Source organism: Eubacterium limosum (assembly GCF_000807675.2).
Classification (GTDB): domain Bacteria; phylum Bacillota; class Clostridia; order Eubacteriales; family Eubacteriaceae; genus Eubacterium; species Eubacterium limosum.
On record NZ_CP019962.1, the window covers coordinates 2,379,650 to 2,392,052 of the forward strand.

31 protein-coding genes are annotated in these 12,403 nt (G+C 45.4%); 30 read left to right on the forward strand and 1 reads right to left on the reverse strand.

Going from position 1 to position 12,403, the window contains the following annotated elements; all coding sequences use genetic code 11:
• The first annotated feature begins 50 nt into the window (after positions 1-50).
• The 3 genes from B2M23_RS11150 to B2M23_RS21190 are packed head-to-tail and all read left to right on the forward strand — an operon-like array spanning position 51 to position 1,004.
• Complete coding sequence (locus B2M23_RS11150) at positions 51-299, forward strand: helix-turn-helix domain-containing protein (RefSeq protein ID WP_052237414.1); 249 nt, start codon at positions 51-53, stop codon at positions 297-299.
• Positions 296-814, forward strand: coding sequence for a Rha family transcriptional regulator (locus B2M23_RS11155; RefSeq protein WP_052237415.1), 519 nt, complete (start codon positions 296-298; stop codon positions 812-814). Before B2M23_RS11150 ends, B2M23_RS11155 begins: the two co-directional genes overlap by 4 nt.
• Before the next feature lie 37 nt (positions 815-851).
• Complete coding sequence (locus B2M23_RS21190; RefSeq protein WP_167617866.1) at positions 852-1,004, forward strand: hypothetical protein; 153 nt, start codon at positions 852-854, stop codon at positions 1,002-1,004.
• Here the strand turns inward: B2M23_RS21190 and B2M23_RS21680 are convergent.
• Positions 1,001-1,135 (reverse strand): hypothetical protein, encoded by a 135-nt coding sequence (locus B2M23_RS21680; protein ID WP_256198559.1) that lies wholly within the window; start codon positions 1,133-1,135, stop codon positions 1,001-1,003. The genes B2M23_RS21190 and B2M23_RS21680 overlap by 4 nt on opposite strands.
• A gap of 95 nt (positions 1,136-1,230) precedes the next feature.
• On the opposite strand from B2M23_RS21680, the gene B2M23_RS11160 reads away from it, so the two are divergent.
• The 27 genes from B2M23_RS11160 (at position 1,231) to B2M23_RS11270 (ending at position 12,328) form a co-directional block, all read left to right on the forward strand.
• Positions 1,231-1,431, forward strand: a complete 201-nt coding sequence (locus B2M23_RS11160; RefSeq protein WP_038353638.1) for a helix-turn-helix transcriptional regulator — start codon at positions 1,231-1,233, stop codon at positions 1,429-1,431.
• 164 nt (positions 1,432-1,595) lie between these two features.
• Positions 1,596-1,733 (forward strand): hypothetical protein, encoded by a 138-nt coding sequence (locus B2M23_RS21195; RefSeq protein WP_167617868.1) that lies wholly within the window; start codon positions 1,596-1,598, stop codon positions 1,731-1,733.
• Between the two features lie 3 nt (positions 1,734-1,736).
• On the forward strand, positions 1,737-1,886 hold the full coding sequence (locus tag B2M23_RS21200) for a hypothetical protein (RefSeq protein ID WP_167617870.1): 150 nt from the start codon (positions 1,737-1,739) through the stop codon (positions 1,884-1,886).
• An 85-nt stretch (positions 1,887-1,971) separates the two neighbouring features.
• Positions 1,972-2,115 carry a hypothetical protein gene (locus B2M23_RS21205; RefSeq protein WP_167617872.1) on the forward strand — a complete coding sequence of 48 codons (144 nt, stop codon included), beginning with the start codon at positions 1,972-1,974 and terminating at the stop codon, positions 2,113-2,115.
• Between the two features lie 437 nt (positions 2,116-2,552).
• On the forward strand, positions 2,553-2,810 hold the full coding sequence (locus B2M23_RS11165; protein WP_038353639.1) for a hypothetical protein: 258 nt from the start codon (positions 2,553-2,555) through the stop codon (positions 2,808-2,810).
• Positions 2,797-3,291, forward strand: a complete 495-nt coding sequence (locus B2M23_RS11170) for a siphovirus Gp157 family protein (protein ID WP_038353640.1) — start codon at positions 2,797-2,799, stop codon at positions 3,289-3,291. Before B2M23_RS11165 ends, B2M23_RS11170 begins: the two co-directional genes overlap by 14 nt.
• Before the next feature lie 8 nt (positions 3,292-3,299).
• Positions 3,300-4,040 (forward strand): hypothetical protein, encoded by a 741-nt coding sequence (locus B2M23_RS21445; RefSeq protein WP_038353641.1) that lies wholly within the window; start codon positions 3,300-3,302, stop codon positions 4,038-4,040.
• Positions 4,037-4,447 (forward strand): single-stranded DNA-binding protein, encoded by a 411-nt coding sequence (locus B2M23_RS11180; protein WP_038353642.1) that lies wholly within the window; start codon positions 4,037-4,039, stop codon positions 4,445-4,447. Before B2M23_RS21445 ends, B2M23_RS11180 begins: the two co-directional genes overlap by 4 nt.
• 39 nt (positions 4,448-4,486) lie before the next feature.
• Positions 4,487-5,344 carry a hypothetical protein gene (locus tag B2M23_RS11185; protein ID WP_052237416.1) on the forward strand — a complete coding sequence of 286 codons (858 nt, stop codon included), beginning with the start codon at positions 4,487-4,489 and terminating at the stop codon, positions 5,342-5,344.
• Complete coding sequence (locus tag B2M23_RS11190; protein ID WP_052237417.1) at positions 5,337-5,885, forward strand: replicative helicase loader/inhibitor; 549 nt, start codon at positions 5,337-5,339, stop codon at positions 5,883-5,885. Before B2M23_RS11185 ends, B2M23_RS11190 begins: the two co-directional genes overlap by 8 nt.
• A gap of 3 nt (positions 5,886-5,888) precedes the next feature.
• Positions 5,889-6,143, forward strand: coding sequence for a hypothetical protein (locus tag B2M23_RS11195; protein WP_038353643.1), 255 nt, complete (start codon positions 5,889-5,891; stop codon positions 6,141-6,143).
• Entirely contained in the window at positions 6,140-6,451 is a 312-nt protein-coding gene (locus B2M23_RS11200) for a hypothetical protein (RefSeq protein ID WP_038353644.1), read from the forward strand. Before B2M23_RS11195 ends, B2M23_RS11200 begins: the two co-directional genes overlap by 4 nt.
• On the forward strand, positions 6,448-6,747 hold the full coding sequence (locus B2M23_RS11205; protein WP_052237418.1) for a nucleoside triphosphate pyrophosphohydrolase family protein: 300 nt from the start codon (positions 6,448-6,450) through the stop codon (positions 6,745-6,747). Before B2M23_RS11200 ends, B2M23_RS11205 begins: the two co-directional genes overlap by 4 nt.
• Positions 6,731-7,069 carry a hypothetical protein gene (locus B2M23_RS11210; RefSeq protein ID WP_181396957.1) on the forward strand — a complete coding sequence of 113 codons (339 nt, stop codon included), beginning with the start codon at positions 6,731-6,733 and terminating at the stop codon, positions 7,067-7,069. The genes B2M23_RS11205 and B2M23_RS11210 overlap by 17 nt, the downstream gene beginning before the upstream one ends.
• Positions 7,062-7,496 (forward strand): hypothetical protein, encoded by a 435-nt coding sequence (locus tag B2M23_RS11215; protein ID WP_081571192.1) that lies wholly within the window; start codon positions 7,062-7,064, stop codon positions 7,494-7,496. The genes B2M23_RS11210 and B2M23_RS11215 overlap by 8 nt, the downstream gene beginning before the upstream one ends.
• Before the next feature lie 342 nt (positions 7,497-7,838).
• Positions 7,839-8,234: a hypothetical protein gene (locus B2M23_RS11220; RefSeq protein ID WP_081571193.1), complete on the forward strand. Its 396-nt coding sequence runs from the start codon at positions 7,839-7,841 to the stop codon at positions 8,232-8,234.
• Positions 8,231-8,584: a hypothetical protein gene (locus B2M23_RS11225; RefSeq protein WP_146209100.1), complete on the forward strand. Its 354-nt coding sequence runs from the start codon at positions 8,231-8,233 to the stop codon at positions 8,582-8,584. Before B2M23_RS11220 ends, B2M23_RS11225 begins: the two co-directional genes overlap by 4 nt.
• The gene (locus B2M23_RS21210) at positions 8,581-8,739 is read left to right on the forward strand and encodes a DUF7167 family protein (RefSeq protein ID WP_167617709.1); all 159 of its coding nucleotides are present in this window, start codon (positions 8,581-8,583) and stop codon (positions 8,737-8,739) included. The genes B2M23_RS11225 and B2M23_RS21210 overlap by 4 nt, the downstream gene beginning before the upstream one ends.
• Positions 8,736-8,915, forward strand: coding sequence for a hypothetical protein (locus tag B2M23_RS11230; RefSeq protein ID WP_038354101.1), 180 nt, complete (start codon positions 8,736-8,738; stop codon positions 8,913-8,915). The genes B2M23_RS21210 and B2M23_RS11230 overlap by 4 nt, the downstream gene beginning before the upstream one ends.
• Entirely contained in the window at positions 8,912-9,235 is a 324-nt protein-coding gene (locus B2M23_RS11235) for a Lar family restriction alleviation protein (protein ID WP_038354100.1), read from the forward strand. Before B2M23_RS11230 ends, B2M23_RS11235 begins: the two co-directional genes overlap by 4 nt.
• A complete protein-coding gene (locus tag B2M23_RS11240; protein ID WP_013379592.1) occupies positions 9,232-9,483 on the forward strand; it encodes a hypothetical protein in 252 nt (83 codons plus the stop codon). The genes B2M23_RS11235 and B2M23_RS11240 overlap by 4 nt, the downstream gene beginning before the upstream one ends.
• Positions 9,467-9,871 (forward strand): hypothetical protein, encoded by a 405-nt coding sequence (locus B2M23_RS11245; protein WP_038354099.1) that lies wholly within the window; start codon positions 9,467-9,469, stop codon positions 9,869-9,871. Before B2M23_RS11240 ends, B2M23_RS11245 begins: the two co-directional genes overlap by 17 nt.
• On the forward strand, positions 9,868-10,095 hold the full coding sequence (locus B2M23_RS11250; RefSeq protein WP_038354098.1) for a hypothetical protein: 228 nt from the start codon (positions 9,868-9,870) through the stop codon (positions 10,093-10,095). The genes B2M23_RS11245 and B2M23_RS11250 overlap by 4 nt, the downstream gene beginning before the upstream one ends.
• Positions 10,096-10,265: 170 nt before the next feature.
• On the forward strand, positions 10,266-10,676 hold the full coding sequence (locus B2M23_RS11255; protein WP_038354097.1) for a hypothetical protein: 411 nt from the start codon (positions 10,266-10,268) through the stop codon (positions 10,674-10,676).
• Positions 10,677-10,779: 103 nt separating this feature from the next.
• Complete coding sequence (locus tag B2M23_RS11260) at positions 10,780-11,433, forward strand: DNA-methyltransferase (protein ID WP_038354096.1); 654 nt, start codon at positions 10,780-10,782, stop codon at positions 11,431-11,433.
• Between the two features lie 73 nt (positions 11,434-11,506).
• Complete coding sequence (locus B2M23_RS21795) at positions 11,507-11,806, forward strand: HNH endonuclease (RefSeq protein WP_038354095.1); 300 nt, start codon at positions 11,507-11,509, stop codon at positions 11,804-11,806.
• A 144-nt stretch (positions 11,807-11,950) separates the two neighbouring features.
• Positions 11,951-12,328 (forward strand): hypothetical protein, encoded by a 378-nt coding sequence (locus B2M23_RS11270; protein WP_038354094.1) that lies wholly within the window; start codon positions 11,951-11,953, stop codon positions 12,326-12,328.
• Positions 12,329-12,403: the final 75 nt, after the last annotated feature.

The following is a 12,403-nucleotide window of genomic DNA, read 5'->3' on the forward strand; positions in this document are numbered from 1 at the left end:
GCATAAAGGTTGAGAAATACAAACTATCATAAGATCGGAGGTAGTAAAAGTTGAATATCGAAAACCTAAATCAACCAGTGGCAAAAAATGTTGCAAGAATAATCAACGATAAGGGACTAAAGCAAAAAGCAGTAGCGGAACGTCTTAATCTACCCGCTCAAACTTTTAGCGACATGCTAAATGGCAGACGGATTATCAAAGTTTCAGACACGCTACAAATTTCGAAGGTGCTAGGGGTCGAACCACAAGAGTTATTCAAAACCCAAAACCCATCCCCAAAGGAGGCAACTCAAAAATGAACAACAAAGTAGAAATCAAAAACCTAAACGGAACCACAGTGGTAAGTAGTCGTGAAGTGGCTGCAAACTTTGAGAAGCAGCACAAACATGTTTTAGAAAAAATCGTCGAATTGATCGATGCCATTCAACCGGCCGAAAATCCGGCCCGTTACTTTATTGCCTCAGAATACAAGGATTCCAAGGGTGAAATGCGAAAAGAGTATCTTTGCACCAGAGATGGCTTCTCGTTACTGGCGATGGGTTTCACAGGCCCCAAGGCCATCGAATGGAAGCTAAAATACATCGAAGCCTTTAACATGATGGAGGCTGAGATGCGAAAAGCCCCGCTGACGGATCGTCCCGGTGAGATTGCAAAGCTGATCAACGCACTATCCTCTGTGATGCAGAAAAACGATTCCGCACCTGTGGATGTGGCCCGTAATGCCCAGCTTATCTGTGAGCAGTATGGTATCCGGTTGATTGATGGGTTCGTAAGGGTTCCGAATTATGAGCAGATTGGATTATTGCAAGGGTAGAACTTGAAACCCCCGATCAACCAGAAAGGAGATAGAAATGAAAAAAAGCAAAAAGAAAAAATCACTCTATGAGGAAATGGTAACCGATTTGTCAGCGTTCGTTATTCGGACTGCAAATAAAGACAATCCGACCAACGCAGAAGTAAATGCGATGGTCGAAATTACAAAGCTATTGTTTCGAACAATTTAATGCTTTGCAGCCTTATGGTCGGCTAATGTTTTTCCCGCTTTAGATTTTGCAGGTTTGGATTTGCTGGTGGCAAGTGTTTTTCCTGCTTTACTAACTTTTGGAGACGGTTTACATGATTTGCCTTTAGCCATATAAGTAACCTCCTTTCTTAGGATATACACAATATAGTTGTGCGAAAGTTATTAGATACTATATATTGTATCATATTACAAAGGAGTTGCAAAATATGGACATAATTTATAAAGAAATTATTAAGAGTAGAAAAGAAAAGGGACTTTCCGTATTACAACTGGCAGAGAAGAGCGGATGCGCATTTAAGTCGATTTACATATGGGAGTCTGGAAAAGGAAATATTTCTTTCGAGAACGCAGAGAAAGTATTGAGTGCGCTCGGGAAAGAAATTGTTATTCGAAATAAAACAGAATAACAAGCACACCCAGCCAGCAGTATTAACGGGGCCGCAAACTTCATGAGCATGAATCTCCTTCCAAATAAATTGTACTAGTTGTTTGCTGACGGCATAACCCCTAACTTTCATTAATCTACACTGCGACCCCGTTAATCGTGTTGGCTGGGGTTTAGGAGAAAACAATGGAAAAGCAAGCGTTATGGCAGGCATACCACCTGCAACAAGAAAGAATAAAGCACATCCCGAAATGGGACAAGGTCGCTCTGGCAGGTGCCAACATGGCCTTGCAAGCGTACCGAAAACAGTTAAAGGAGGCATAGAAAATGGCTGTTTACTTACAGGATTGCAACAGGAACCCGATTAAAGACCCGAATTATATTCTCGTCACACCAAACGTTATGACAAGCCAAGCATACCGGATCATTTTGGAAGAGATGGAAAAACGTAAGAAAGAGCAGGAGGCCGCCTCATGAACCTGTCAACAGCAGGCCTACCCTTCGTCCTCCTCGGCATCGCTGTCTATGGTGGCATCTGCCTGGCGGTTCGGAAGGGGTGGCTATGGAAGGATTAATGTTAGAAATTCTGACCTCCTTATGCCAGACAGGCGCCCATATTTATGGAATGGCATTAGCCACCATCGGTGTTTATACCCTTGCGTTTATCGCTCTTCTGGCATGGACGATCAAAGAGTTTAGCAAATAAAAAAGGTCCCAAAGCGATGCCACGCATTAGGGACCAGACATATGTTACGTGGTTATTGTACCACAGGAATGGAGAAAAAACAATGATCTTATACATGGGTCTTCCGCCATAGCGAAAACGCGCTGCGCCATATTATTCATCTTTAAGTCAAAAGCCTTATCCGCAGGGCTAAAAACGCGGAAATAAAAAATTAAAAATCGTTTGTAAACAAGTACACAAGATAAAAACGGACGGGAATGAGCGCCCGTCCAACCTGAACAGTCAAATTTTTTAAGCTTTAATGGATTTTGAAAAGCCGGAGGGCAGGGCACTGTCACTCCGGCGGATAAATGTTTTAATTTTTATGAAAATAAAAAAAGTCCTTACGCCGGAACAGCAAATAAGGACTTGGAAAAAATTAGTTATTAAAAGTATATACCCTTTGGAGGAAAAATGCAATGAGTATTCGAAAATATGTGGACGCGCTTGCCAGAAATGAGAAGGAGCGCGTCGCATTGAGGAGTAACGAAAAGGCCATCATTTGCGCCAACACAGAGCCCGAAGTGCACGTGTATGAGGGAATCCAGGCATTGGCCTATGGGGCAGGTGTAGAGCTTCAGGAATCAGAGAGAGCCTATTTTTTTAACTATGATGGCGTGCTGTTCTTTCAGGAAAACGAAAAAGAAATGGAGCGAATTTTAAATGAAACTTTATGAAATAACAGATATTTATAATGGTGTTTTATCTGCAATCGAAAATGAAGAATGCACCGCCGAGAGCATGGAAGAAGCGCTTAAAATCATCGAAGATGACTTTGAAAACAAAGCAGATTCCATCGCATGCATGATTAAAGGTTTAAACGCTGATATTGCTGGCATTAAATCTGAGGAAGAAGCCCTTAAAAAGCGCCGTGAATCCGCAGTGAAAAGAGTGGAATGGCTTAAGGCCTACCTCTCTTCCGAGATGCTTGCAGTCGGCCAAAAGAAGTTAGAGACGCCTCGAAACAAGCTTTCTTTTAGACCTTCCGTAAGCGTCTTTATTGACGATGAACTGGAGCTGAAAGCCATGCATCCTGAGCTGACAACCGTTAAGACCGTTGTTACCCCAGACAAAAACGCCATCAAGGCAGAGCTTAAAAAAGGAGTGCATATCAATGGCGCGTATCTGGTCGAAAAACAAAACTTACAGATTAAGTGAGGTAAGAAATGGACCTTAAGTTTGATTGTCTGAGCGCCGAGGACATTGAATGCCGAGTCGCAATGGTGAAACAAAATGGCTTGAGTCTGTTGCTGTATAAGGACGCAAGATGCGATATGCGGCTATTGGACAAGACTGTGGGGCCGATGAATTGGCAAAGAAAGCATGAGTTTAAAGATGGCCGCTTATACTGCTCCGTCGGAATATGGGATGACGACAAAAAACAGTGGATCTGGAAAGAAGACGTCGGCACCGAAAGCAACACGGAAAAAGAAAAAGGGCAGGCGTCAGACAGCTTTAAACGCGCTTGCTTTAACTGGGGAATAGGCCGCGAGCTTTACACCGCGCCTTTTATCTGGATCAGCAGCCAGAAGGCTTCCATAAAGCAGAACGGACAGCGTTATGCTTGTTACGATAAGTTTATCGTGTCAAAAATGGACGTAGAAGATGGCGTGATTTCGGATCTGGTAATTACTAAGGAAGGCAGCGGTGTTGTTTATCGCATGCGTCCGGATGAAGCACAACAAGGATGCGCAGATATCCCAGAGGGACCACCGCAAGGCATTAGCGATAAACAATTAAAGCGATTGTTCGCCATCGCTGGTGAATACGGGGTTACCAAAAAACAACTCGATAAGACTTGTATGAACTATTTCGGAAAAGAACATTTAAAAGACATGACCAAGCCCGAATACGACAAACTGGTCAGCGTCGTTGAAAAAGCACCAAAAACAGGAGGAAAAGCATGAACAAAGTGATCCTGGTCGGGCGACTCGCCCGCGATCCAGAATTGAGAACAACCAGCAGCGGAAAGTCCGTGGCGACCTTCTCGCTGGCTGTTGACCGGCGATATAAAGCAGAAGGACAGCCAACCACCGATTTTTTTAACATTGTGGCATGGGGTAAACAGGCAGAGACAATCTGCCAGTACCTTGGCAAAGGCCGACAAATCGCTCTGACCGGGCGATTACAGTCCCGATCCTATGACGCCCAGGACGGTACTAAAAAGTACGTGACAGAAGTCATCCTGGAAGAGTTTGATTTTATCGGCAGTAAAAATGACAGCCCAACACCGGCAGACGCAGGCGGATTTAACAGCTTAGACTTAGGCGATGACTTCTCGTTGATGGCCGATGATGACGAACCGCCATTTTAAAAGTATGCGTGACAAAAACACAAGAAAGGAGGTGGCCCCTTGAATTACATTGCAGAGTTAAATGCATTCGACCGATGGCTCGAAACAAATTACTTGCCCGCACTGTCCGAGTTGCTGTGGCGCAAAATGGTTGCGCTGTTCAACAGATGTGGGTGGGCTGAGTGGATTTCAGTAGATAACCAGCGGTTAATGGGTTTAATCCAGGTAAAAAGAGAAGCCACCTTCATTGACTACCGGAATAAGCTGGTGGAGGCCGGATTAATCGAGTACCAGAAAGGCAAAAAAGGCAGCCCGAACCGGTACAAACTGATTTCGCTTTCAGAAGTAAAAAACAATAACACTTTCACCAGCGAAGCACAAAGCGTAGTGAATACCGAAGTACAAAGCGTAGTGAATCCAGTAGTAAATCCCGTAGTCAAAACCGTAGACATAAATAAACTAAAACATAAACATAAACTAAAACAAAAGAGTATACCCCCTATAGTCCCCCATGAGGAGGACGCGCCCAAATCTGTTCCCAGAGAGACCGTGCAGTATAAAAAGATTGCCGACTACTGGAACAGCGTCTGCACCGAACTGCCAAAGGTGCAGGCCCTGAATGACAACCGCAAAAAAGCCGTTCGGGCAAGGGTAAAGGAACACGGGGAGGAAACCGTCCTGCGGGTCATCGCTTTGGTGAAACAGAGCGACTTCCTGTGCGGGCGAACCGGCAACAACTGGAACGCCAGCTTTGACTGGGTGATGAAACCCACCAACTTCGTCAAAGTCCTGGAGGGGAACTATACGAACAAATCACCAGCACCTCCAAACCCTCCGGGAACAGCCAGGAGCCTTGACGATCTAACCGACAACCCCTTTTTAAAAATAGCCATGGAGGAGGAAATGAAAAATGAATGATACAGAAGCCGCCAAGGTTTTAGCGACCTTGAGAGCGGCCTACCCAAATACCTATCGGGATGTGAAGCCCGCCGACGCCAAAGCCGCTGTGAACCTTTGGACAAGGATGTTTAAAGACTACCCTTACGAGACCATCGACGGCGCAGTGATGGGCTTTATTGCCAACGACAAGAAAGGCTTTGCGCCCGTACCCGGACAGATCATGGATATGGTGCTGAAAATCACCCAGGAGCCCGAGCTGACCGAAATGGACGCCTGGTCCATGGTGTCCAAAGCCCTGCGAAACGGCATTTATGGGGCCGAAGAAGAATTTGATAAACTGCCAGAGGTCGTTCAGCAGGCCGTAGGGTCACCGAGTATGATCCGAAACTGGGCACAGATGGAATGCGACGCTGTGGAGTCCGTGATCCAGTCCAACTTTATGCGCAGCTTCCGGGCCAAGAAAAAAGCCCAGCGCGAAATGGCAGCCCTGCCAGCCGATGTGAAAGAAACCTTCGAGCAGATCAGCGGCGCCTTCGACATGAAGCAGATTGCGGGGTAGAGCATGAAAGCAACCGTAAAAGCCCGGGACCTGCCGACTTACCGATTAGCACCCTGGGCCATGAAATACAGCATTGACCGGGAAAAAGGCATCCCGGTCGAAACACAGTTCAAGAGCACCCGAATGTTTATTGTGCAGGATCACCTGCTTATTATAAGCGATTCTACGGGTGAGGCGTTGACCATTGCCTTGGATAACATCCACGCCCTTGTGGCAGAACTGATGGACATTGAAGAAATGTATGGGAGGAACCAATGAAAGATTTAAGAGAACTGAATCCATATCGGGTTAAAAATCCGTTTGTAGAAGCAATGCTGTCCCTTAGCAACCCGCGGAACAGCGGCATTTTTGAGTTTAAAAGAAACGGCGCAATTATGCATGTGATTGCATCGATCGACGGTGGCCGTGAGCACGTGAGTGCGAGTTTTGGCGATAAAACGCCATCCGAACAGGACATGGAATGGCTGAAAAAGAAGTTTTTCAAACCCGAAGAGCTGAAGCTGGTCTATGAGGGCCCCGCCGGCATGATCGAAGCGCATACCCGGCATTTGTGGAGGCGGCCATGACCAAAGAACAGGAAGCGGTCTTAAAAAGAGCGCTTGACCATTACTGCATTGACAACCAGCTCACAAAGGCTGTGGAAGAGATGGCCGAGCTAACAAAAGAGATCTGCAAGTTGAAGATCGCCGGACAAAACTTTAACGGCGCAGATTTAATCCAGGCCAGACAGAACCTACTGGAAGAAAAAGCAGATGTGTATATTATGCTGATGCAGCTAGACCTGTATTTCGGGGAATCCCTGGCGTATATTGACGCTAAAATAGCACGATTGAAGGAGCGGATGGATGAAAGCAAAGATTAACAGCCGACAGAAAGGCGCCCGGGGAGAACGCGAGCTGGCAAGACGATTCCGGGAGCAAGGCTATGATTGCCGCCGGGGCCAGCAGTATAACGGGCTGGAAGGTGAGGACGTGGTCGGGCTGCCGGGGGTCCACGTGGAGTGCAAGCGTGTGGAACGGCTGAACCTTTACGACGCCATCGACCAGGCTAAACGGGACGCCGATAAAAAGCTGCCAGCCGTGTTCCACCGAAAAAATAACTGTGAATGGCTGGTAACCATGCCGCTTGAGCAGTGGTTTGAAATTTACAGAGAATGGGAGGCAGGACAGGAGAAGGATGTTTGACCTAAAACAATGGGCCACCGAGCGTAAAATGACACAAAAACAGATCGCGCAAATGTCCGGCACCTCCACACAGCCAATATCCGCATTGATGAATGACGGACACTGTCTGGAAGAGACAATCATTAAAGTTTGTTCCGGGATTGGGCGGCCATATAGGCGGGAAGAATGGGAGGAGCATATTTTAAAAAATAAAACGCCAAATCGGCCTAGAAAGCGAAAAATAAAACTGGAGTATGACCAGGTTAGGAACTATCGAGATCGTCGCTCTATGAAGGCGCTACGGCGAAATTTGGCCGTTGGCGAAATGGTTCGGGTGGCCTTTGACGGAAAGAATAAAATCCGGTGGGAATCTGGAGAGATTATTAGGATTTACGGCACACACGTCGGCGTGGATGTGCGGCTGCGACGATTCGGGGGAATGAATTGATTCTGCGCAAGAGCTACATGATTGACGATGTGGTGAAGGGAAGGGGAGCCATGCGAAAGATTGAGTTATGCACTACCTGTTTGGCACAAAAACAGGTTCTGTAAGGATGTGAGCATTTCTATCGCAAGCAATATAGCGTCACTTATCGGAAGTGCGAGGTGTACGGCGATTCCAGTGGAGAAGGAACAGACTGAAAGCGACGTATATGGCCTGCGGATGTACCCAGATGTGCCTTATAAGGGCAGAGAGGTTGTCGAACTAGTTAAGCGTGGGAAGCAAAGGAATTAGAAAGCCCTCTGGAGGGGCAGATCAAAATGGAGGTATAACAATGAGTAAAACTACATGCCAGAAGTGGCCCGGATGCTGGGCGTGGAGATTAATGAGGAATTTGATCTTATCTATGAGACTGGACAAAAATCGGATTGGGGTCCCTACAAAATTACGCGTGATGGGCTTGTAGACGAAAGTGGAAACTGGACACTTCATGAAACCGCGCTACTTAACTTATTGAAAGGAAATTACAGACTCCAAAAACGCCCGTGGAGGCCGAAAGAGGGTGAGTTGTTTTGGACTATTAATGGTAAAGGTGATGTAGAAAAATACCATTTCAGTGATTACATGTATGACCTTGCCCTGCTTAACATGGGTAATTGCTTCCCAACAAAAAAGGCGGCCTTGGCAGCAGTGCCCGAAATGCTGGAGAAATTCGAGGAGATTAAGAAGGGGGTGCGGGAGTGATGGATGCAGAAAAATATTTAAAGGAGAGGGGACGTATGTCTAATGGGTGCAATACATATTCCTGTAAAGATTGTAAATTGGGATTATGTTATAACAGACACGAGCTCACTTGCACCGAATTAGAACATAGATATCCCGAAGAAGCCGTTGCCATCGTCGAAAACTGGGCAAAAGAACATCCGGTAAGGACGTACATGAGCGTGTTTTTGGAGAAGTTCCCAGATGCGGAAAAAGAGGATGGCGTTCCGGCGGCCTGTGTGGTAGCTGTTTTTGGTGAAAAGAAAAAGCCGGAGGGTTGTTACAACAGCATTAATTGTTCTGACTGCTGGAACCGGGAGGTAGAAGAATGAAAAAAGTAAAAATGATGGTATCAACCGGAATGGCAAATTCAAAAGTGAGCGAAACCGTGGAATTGGCAGATGACATGAGCAAGGAAGACATTGACTGCTATTTTGAAGAGTGGGTGTGGGATCAGATCAATGCACATTGGGAGGTAGAAGAATGAGTAAAGAATATATTATCGCGGAAGAAGAATTACGGGATTTGCTTGAAAACCGAGCTGAACTCTGGGCTTTAGAATGTGCCGGTGTTGATAATTTGGAATGGTATGATGAAGCCCGATCCAACATAGAAGAAACGCCGGAAGATTTAAGTACGCTTTACATGGAGGTAGAAGAATGACCAAGCTAAAGAGATGTCCCTTCTGCGGGGGAGAAGCAAAAACAGAGCAATGCGAAGATATAACATATAATGCAAAAGGAAAAGCAAGGATATATCCTTATACTGCTGTTTATTGTGTAGATTGTGGTGCAAAAATCGAAGAGCAAGACGAGGAAGAGTTGGTAGACATGTGGAACACCCGCACGCCGGAGATTGTGCGGTGCGGGGAGTGTGTTTACTGGGAGCCAGAAAATTGCAGAAACCCCAATATTCTTATGCGCGACCAGCAAATGACCTATGATGATTTTTGCAGTTGGGGAGAGCGGAGGGAAGAAAAATGAAACTTGAAACAAATAAAAATGTTTTAAAACTAAAACAAATTGGAATTGATCAGCACTCAAGGCCTGTATTTATTGATGCAGACGGGCGGCTATACAAAGACGTTAATTTAGGGATGGATGAATCCAAAATATGCACAGTGTGGGGTGGGTTTGATGGTGAACCGGACACACCCCTTGAATATTTTAAGCAAAGACCTACCGTTGAAATTGTAGAAAATTTGGAGGAAGAAAATGCCAGTACAGATTGATATGGAAATGCCCAGAAGCTGCGGAGTGTGTGACTGTTTATACAGACATCGCGATATGACTACAGGGTTTTGTCCGTTCACTGGACACTTCGTTAACTTTGGAGATGGGCGAGAGGTTGACTGTCCACTTGTGGAGGCAAAAGAACAGAAATGGCACGTTGTGGCTGAGGGGGATTTGCCGGAGGATGACAGGGAAGTTTTAATCACGTATAAAAGCAATATTGATGGAGAACTAAATGTTGACATAACGTCCTATTGTGAAGTGGCTCTTGGTGGACGCGGGATGGGATACAAAGAATGGGGTTCGCCTTTTCCATACTTTCATGTCTACAATGAAGTTCTCGCCTGGCGGGAGTTGCCGGAGCCGTGGGAAGGAGCGGAAGAATGAAATATGTTAAAAAGCAAATCCCAGTGGAGGCTTTCCAGTTTGGTGTAGACCCAACACCTGAATGGGCAAACTTTCTGCAATTTTCAACCGAGATAAAAACTTTGGAGGGCTCACTATTTGTCCAACCAGGAGATTACATTGTAAAGGGCATCTACGGGGAAGTATATCCTGTTCGGGCAGATATCTTTGAGTTGACTTATGAGCAGTATAAAGAAAATGACTAGTTGTCAAACCTGCATTCTCTACCAGTTCTGCACCTACGATCGAACGGGAATCTGTGAGGCGGAGAATTTTAAAGATATTATTCCGGACAAGTGCAAGTTCTGTGAAAAGCGGTGAGAGTGTCCGGTGGAGAAGAGTGGGGAGTGCGTGAAAGAAAAGGAGGACGCAAGCATTGCCAAATGTCAGACCATTAAACAAAAACAAATATCAGATCAGCAAGTACCGCTTTTTAGAAATTTATAACTTTTGCCTCCAGTACAATGAGTGGAAGGACGAATTGAAGTATAATACGCACACCGTTGGCGCGCAGGAACTAACGGGAATGCCTTTTGGTACGGGAAAATCGGATTCTACGGCCTATTTAGCGATGAAAAGAGCCGAGCTTGAGAGAAAGTGCCAGTTGATCGAACAGACGGCGATGGAAGCAGATTCTGAGATTTATCCGTATATTTTAAAGGCGGTTACGAATGAGCATGTCAGTTATCACTATTTAAAAACCGTTATGGATATTCCATGTGGAAAGAAGATGTATTATGACAGAAGAAGAAAGTTCTACTATTTGATGTCAAATAAAAAGTTTTAAAGAGGGGTACTCGCAGGACAGTTTTGTATGTTATTATGATAGTATGTAAAAATGTAATTAAGAGACATCGGGGAACCGGTGTCTTTTTTCGTGGAGGAAAGGAATGTTAGAAATTAATAAAATATACAACCAGAACTGCCTTGAAGGGATTAAAAAAATCGAGAATGAAGCAATCGACCTGATTATAACAGACCCTCCGTATTGTATTGGTACTACCAGCAACGGAAAGCAAGGGGCCTGGAACGACAACAACCTAATCGAACCATTTTTTGAGATTCTCTTTAGTGAGTTTAAGCGCGTCTTGAAAGATGGTGCAGCAATGTATATTAACACGGATTGGCGCACCTACCCATTTTTATATCCAATCTTAAAAAAGTATTTTGAAATTCCGAACTTAATCGTCTGGGATTATGAATGGATTAAATGCGGTGGGCAGTATCGTTTTTCTCATGAGTTTATCATCTATGCGATTAAGGGTAAACGGAAGCGTACTTTTCCGGCCAATGAACGCGATGTTTGGCGAATAAAGCCAATTAACTACACCCTGCCAACAAAGCTTCACAACGCACAAAAACCCGTTGCTTTGATTGAAAAAATGCTCTTAAATTCTTCTGTGGAAGGAGACGTCATTTTGGATACGTTCATGGGGTCCGGTACAACGGCGGAAGCCTGCATTCGAAACAATCGAAATTATCTCGGATTTGAAATTGACGAGCATTATTATAAAATCGCACAGAACAGAATTAACAATTTGTAGTGGACCACGACCTCGGTAAGCTCCGGCTCCGGGGTCTTTTTAGTACTGTGAAACGACGAATGAGAGGCACCTTATGTCAACATATCCAAACCCAAGAAGAACTAATGGGGCAAGGCGCGACGCCATAAGGCGTTGGGTTTTAGCCACGCAAGATCATTGCGCCCTGTGTGGCAAGCCAGTAGATAAGAGTTTAAAAACACCGCACCCAATGTCTGCGGAAGTAGACGAGATCATCCCCGTATCAAAGGGCGGAAGCCCGTACGATAAAGACAACGTACAATTGACACATCGATCTTGCAATCAAAGAAAGTCAAACAAGACACAGGTAACCCAGAGCATCAACCGGCCCATACCAAAATCGAGAAACTGGTAAAGCGTCTGAGCGTGACGGCATGGGGCGGTACACCCTCCCTACCTGGTGACTTCACCCCGGCGGCATAGGGCTTTTTTTCTTTTAGGAGGTGATCGTATCGTACGAAAAAGAAAGTTTACCATTAAAGAGGATGAATACATACGTATGAATTATCCGAAGTATTCTCTCAATGATATTGCAACGGAGTTGGGACGATCAAAATCGAGCGTCCAGAGTCGCGTGAAGGCATTGGGCCTAAAAGACGACAGGCCGGCAGCCGTCATGACCTCCGAGGCGTTGATCGAAAGCGCAAATCTTAATGACCGAGACAGTGACACGCTCAGGCGATTGATTGAGCTACGTGATATGCTGCATGACAACCTATTTTCTAAAGACACGCCAACAACAATCATCGCAAAGCTATCAAAAGAATATCGCGACACCATCCAAGCCATCCACGAAATGACCGAAACAAAAACTGACGAGGGCGGCGAATCGAAGCTTGAGGCTTTATTTGCTGAATTTGAGTCCGATGCGCGGTAGCAGAAAACCAAGGATACACATTAGCCAACCGTATGATGACACAGATTGCAAAAAAGCAATGCGCTTGTCGAGTGC

Excerpts from the sequence above, each read along its gene's own strand:
- B2M23_RS21195 (WP_167617868.1), top strand. The coding sequence starts at position 1,596 with ATGGAAAAGCAAGCGTTATGGCAGGCATACCACCTGCAACAAGAAAGA.
- B2M23_RS11250 (WP_038354098.1), top strand. The coding sequence starts at position 9,868 with ATGAAATATGTTAAAAAGCAAATCCCAGTGGAGGCTTTCCAGTTTGGT.
- B2M23_RS11230 (WP_038354101.1), top strand. The coding sequence starts at position 8,736 with ATGAGTAAAGAATATATTATCGCGGAAGAAGAATTACGGGATTTGCTT.
- B2M23_RS11205 (WP_052237418.1), top strand. The coding sequence starts at position 6,448 with ATGACCAAAGAACAGGAAGCGGTCTTAAAAAGAGCGCTTGACCATTAC.
- B2M23_RS21205 (WP_167617872.1), top strand. The coding sequence starts at position 1,972 with ATGGAAGGATTAATGTTAGAAATTCTGACCTCCTTATGCCAGACAGGC.
- B2M23_RS11190 (WP_052237417.1), top strand. The coding sequence starts at position 5,337 with ATGAATGATACAGAAGCCGCCAAGGTTTTAGCGACCTTGAGAGCGGCC.
- B2M23_RS11220 (WP_081571193.1), top strand. The coding sequence starts at position 7,839 with ATGCCAGAAGTGGCCCGGATGCTGGGCGTGGAGATTAATGAGGAATTT.
- B2M23_RS11200 (WP_038353644.1), top strand. The coding sequence starts at position 6,140 with ATGAAAGATTTAAGAGAACTGAATCCATATCGGGTTAAAAATCCGTTT.
- B2M23_RS11170 (WP_038353640.1), top strand. The coding sequence starts at position 2,797 with ATGAAACTTTATGAAATAACAGATATTTATAATGGTGTTTTATCTGCA.
- B2M23_RS21445 (WP_038353641.1), top strand. The coding sequence starts at position 3,300 with ATGGACCTTAAGTTTGATTGTCTGAGCGCCGAGGACATTGAATGCCGA.
- B2M23_RS11270 (WP_038354094.1), top strand. The coding sequence starts at position 11,951 with ATGAATTATCCGAAGTATTCTCTCAATGATATTGCAACGGAGTTGGGA.
- B2M23_RS11240 (WP_013379592.1), top strand. The coding sequence starts at position 9,232 with ATGAAACTTGAAACAAATAAAAATGTTTTAAAACTAAAACAAATTGGA.
- B2M23_RS21200 (WP_167617870.1), top strand. The coding sequence starts at position 1,737 with ATGGCTGTTTACTTACAGGATTGCAACAGGAACCCGATTAAAGACCCG.
- B2M23_RS11210 (WP_181396957.1), top strand. The coding sequence starts at position 6,731 with ATGAAAGCAAAGATTAACAGCCGACAGAAAGGCGCCCGGGGAGAACGC.
- B2M23_RS11160 (WP_038353638.1), top strand. The coding sequence starts at position 1,231 with ATGGACATAATTTATAAAGAAATTATTAAGAGTAGAAAAGAAAAGGGA.
- B2M23_RS21680 (WP_256198559.1), bottom strand. The coding sequence starts at position 1,135 with ATGGCTAAAGGCAAATCATGTAAACCGTCTCCAAAAGTTAGTAAAGCA.
- B2M23_RS11235 (WP_038354100.1), top strand. The coding sequence starts at position 8,912 with ATGACCAAGCTAAAGAGATGTCCCTTCTGCGGGGGAGAAGCAAAAACA.
- B2M23_RS11155 (WP_052237415.1), top strand. The coding sequence starts at position 296 with ATGAACAACAAAGTAGAAATCAAAAACCTAAACGGAACCACAGTGGTA.
- B2M23_RS11245 (WP_038354099.1), top strand. The coding sequence starts at position 9,467 with ATGCCAGTACAGATTGATATGGAAATGCCCAGAAGCTGCGGAGTGTGT.
- B2M23_RS21210 (WP_167617709.1), top strand. The coding sequence starts at position 8,581 with ATGAAAAAAGTAAAAATGATGGTATCAACCGGAATGGCAAATTCAAAA.
- B2M23_RS11215 (WP_081571192.1), top strand. The coding sequence starts at position 7,062 with ATGTTTGACCTAAAACAATGGGCCACCGAGCGTAAAATGACACAAAAA.
- B2M23_RS11260 (WP_038354096.1), top strand. The coding sequence starts at position 10,780 with ATGTTAGAAATTAATAAAATATACAACCAGAACTGCCTTGAAGGGATT.
- B2M23_RS11195 (WP_038353643.1), top strand. The coding sequence starts at position 5,889 with ATGAAAGCAACCGTAAAAGCCCGGGACCTGCCGACTTACCGATTAGCA.
- B2M23_RS21190 (WP_167617866.1), top strand. The coding sequence starts at position 852 with ATGAAAAAAAGCAAAAAGAAAAAATCACTCTATGAGGAAATGGTAACC.
- B2M23_RS11165 (WP_038353639.1), top strand. The coding sequence starts at position 2,553 with ATGAGTATTCGAAAATATGTGGACGCGCTTGCCAGAAATGAGAAGGAG.
- B2M23_RS21795 (WP_038354095.1), top strand. The coding sequence starts at position 11,507 with ATGTCAACATATCCAAACCCAAGAAGAACTAATGGGGCAAGGCGCGAC.
- B2M23_RS11180 (WP_038353642.1), top strand. The coding sequence starts at position 4,037 with ATGAACAAAGTGATCCTGGTCGGGCGACTCGCCCGCGATCCAGAATTG.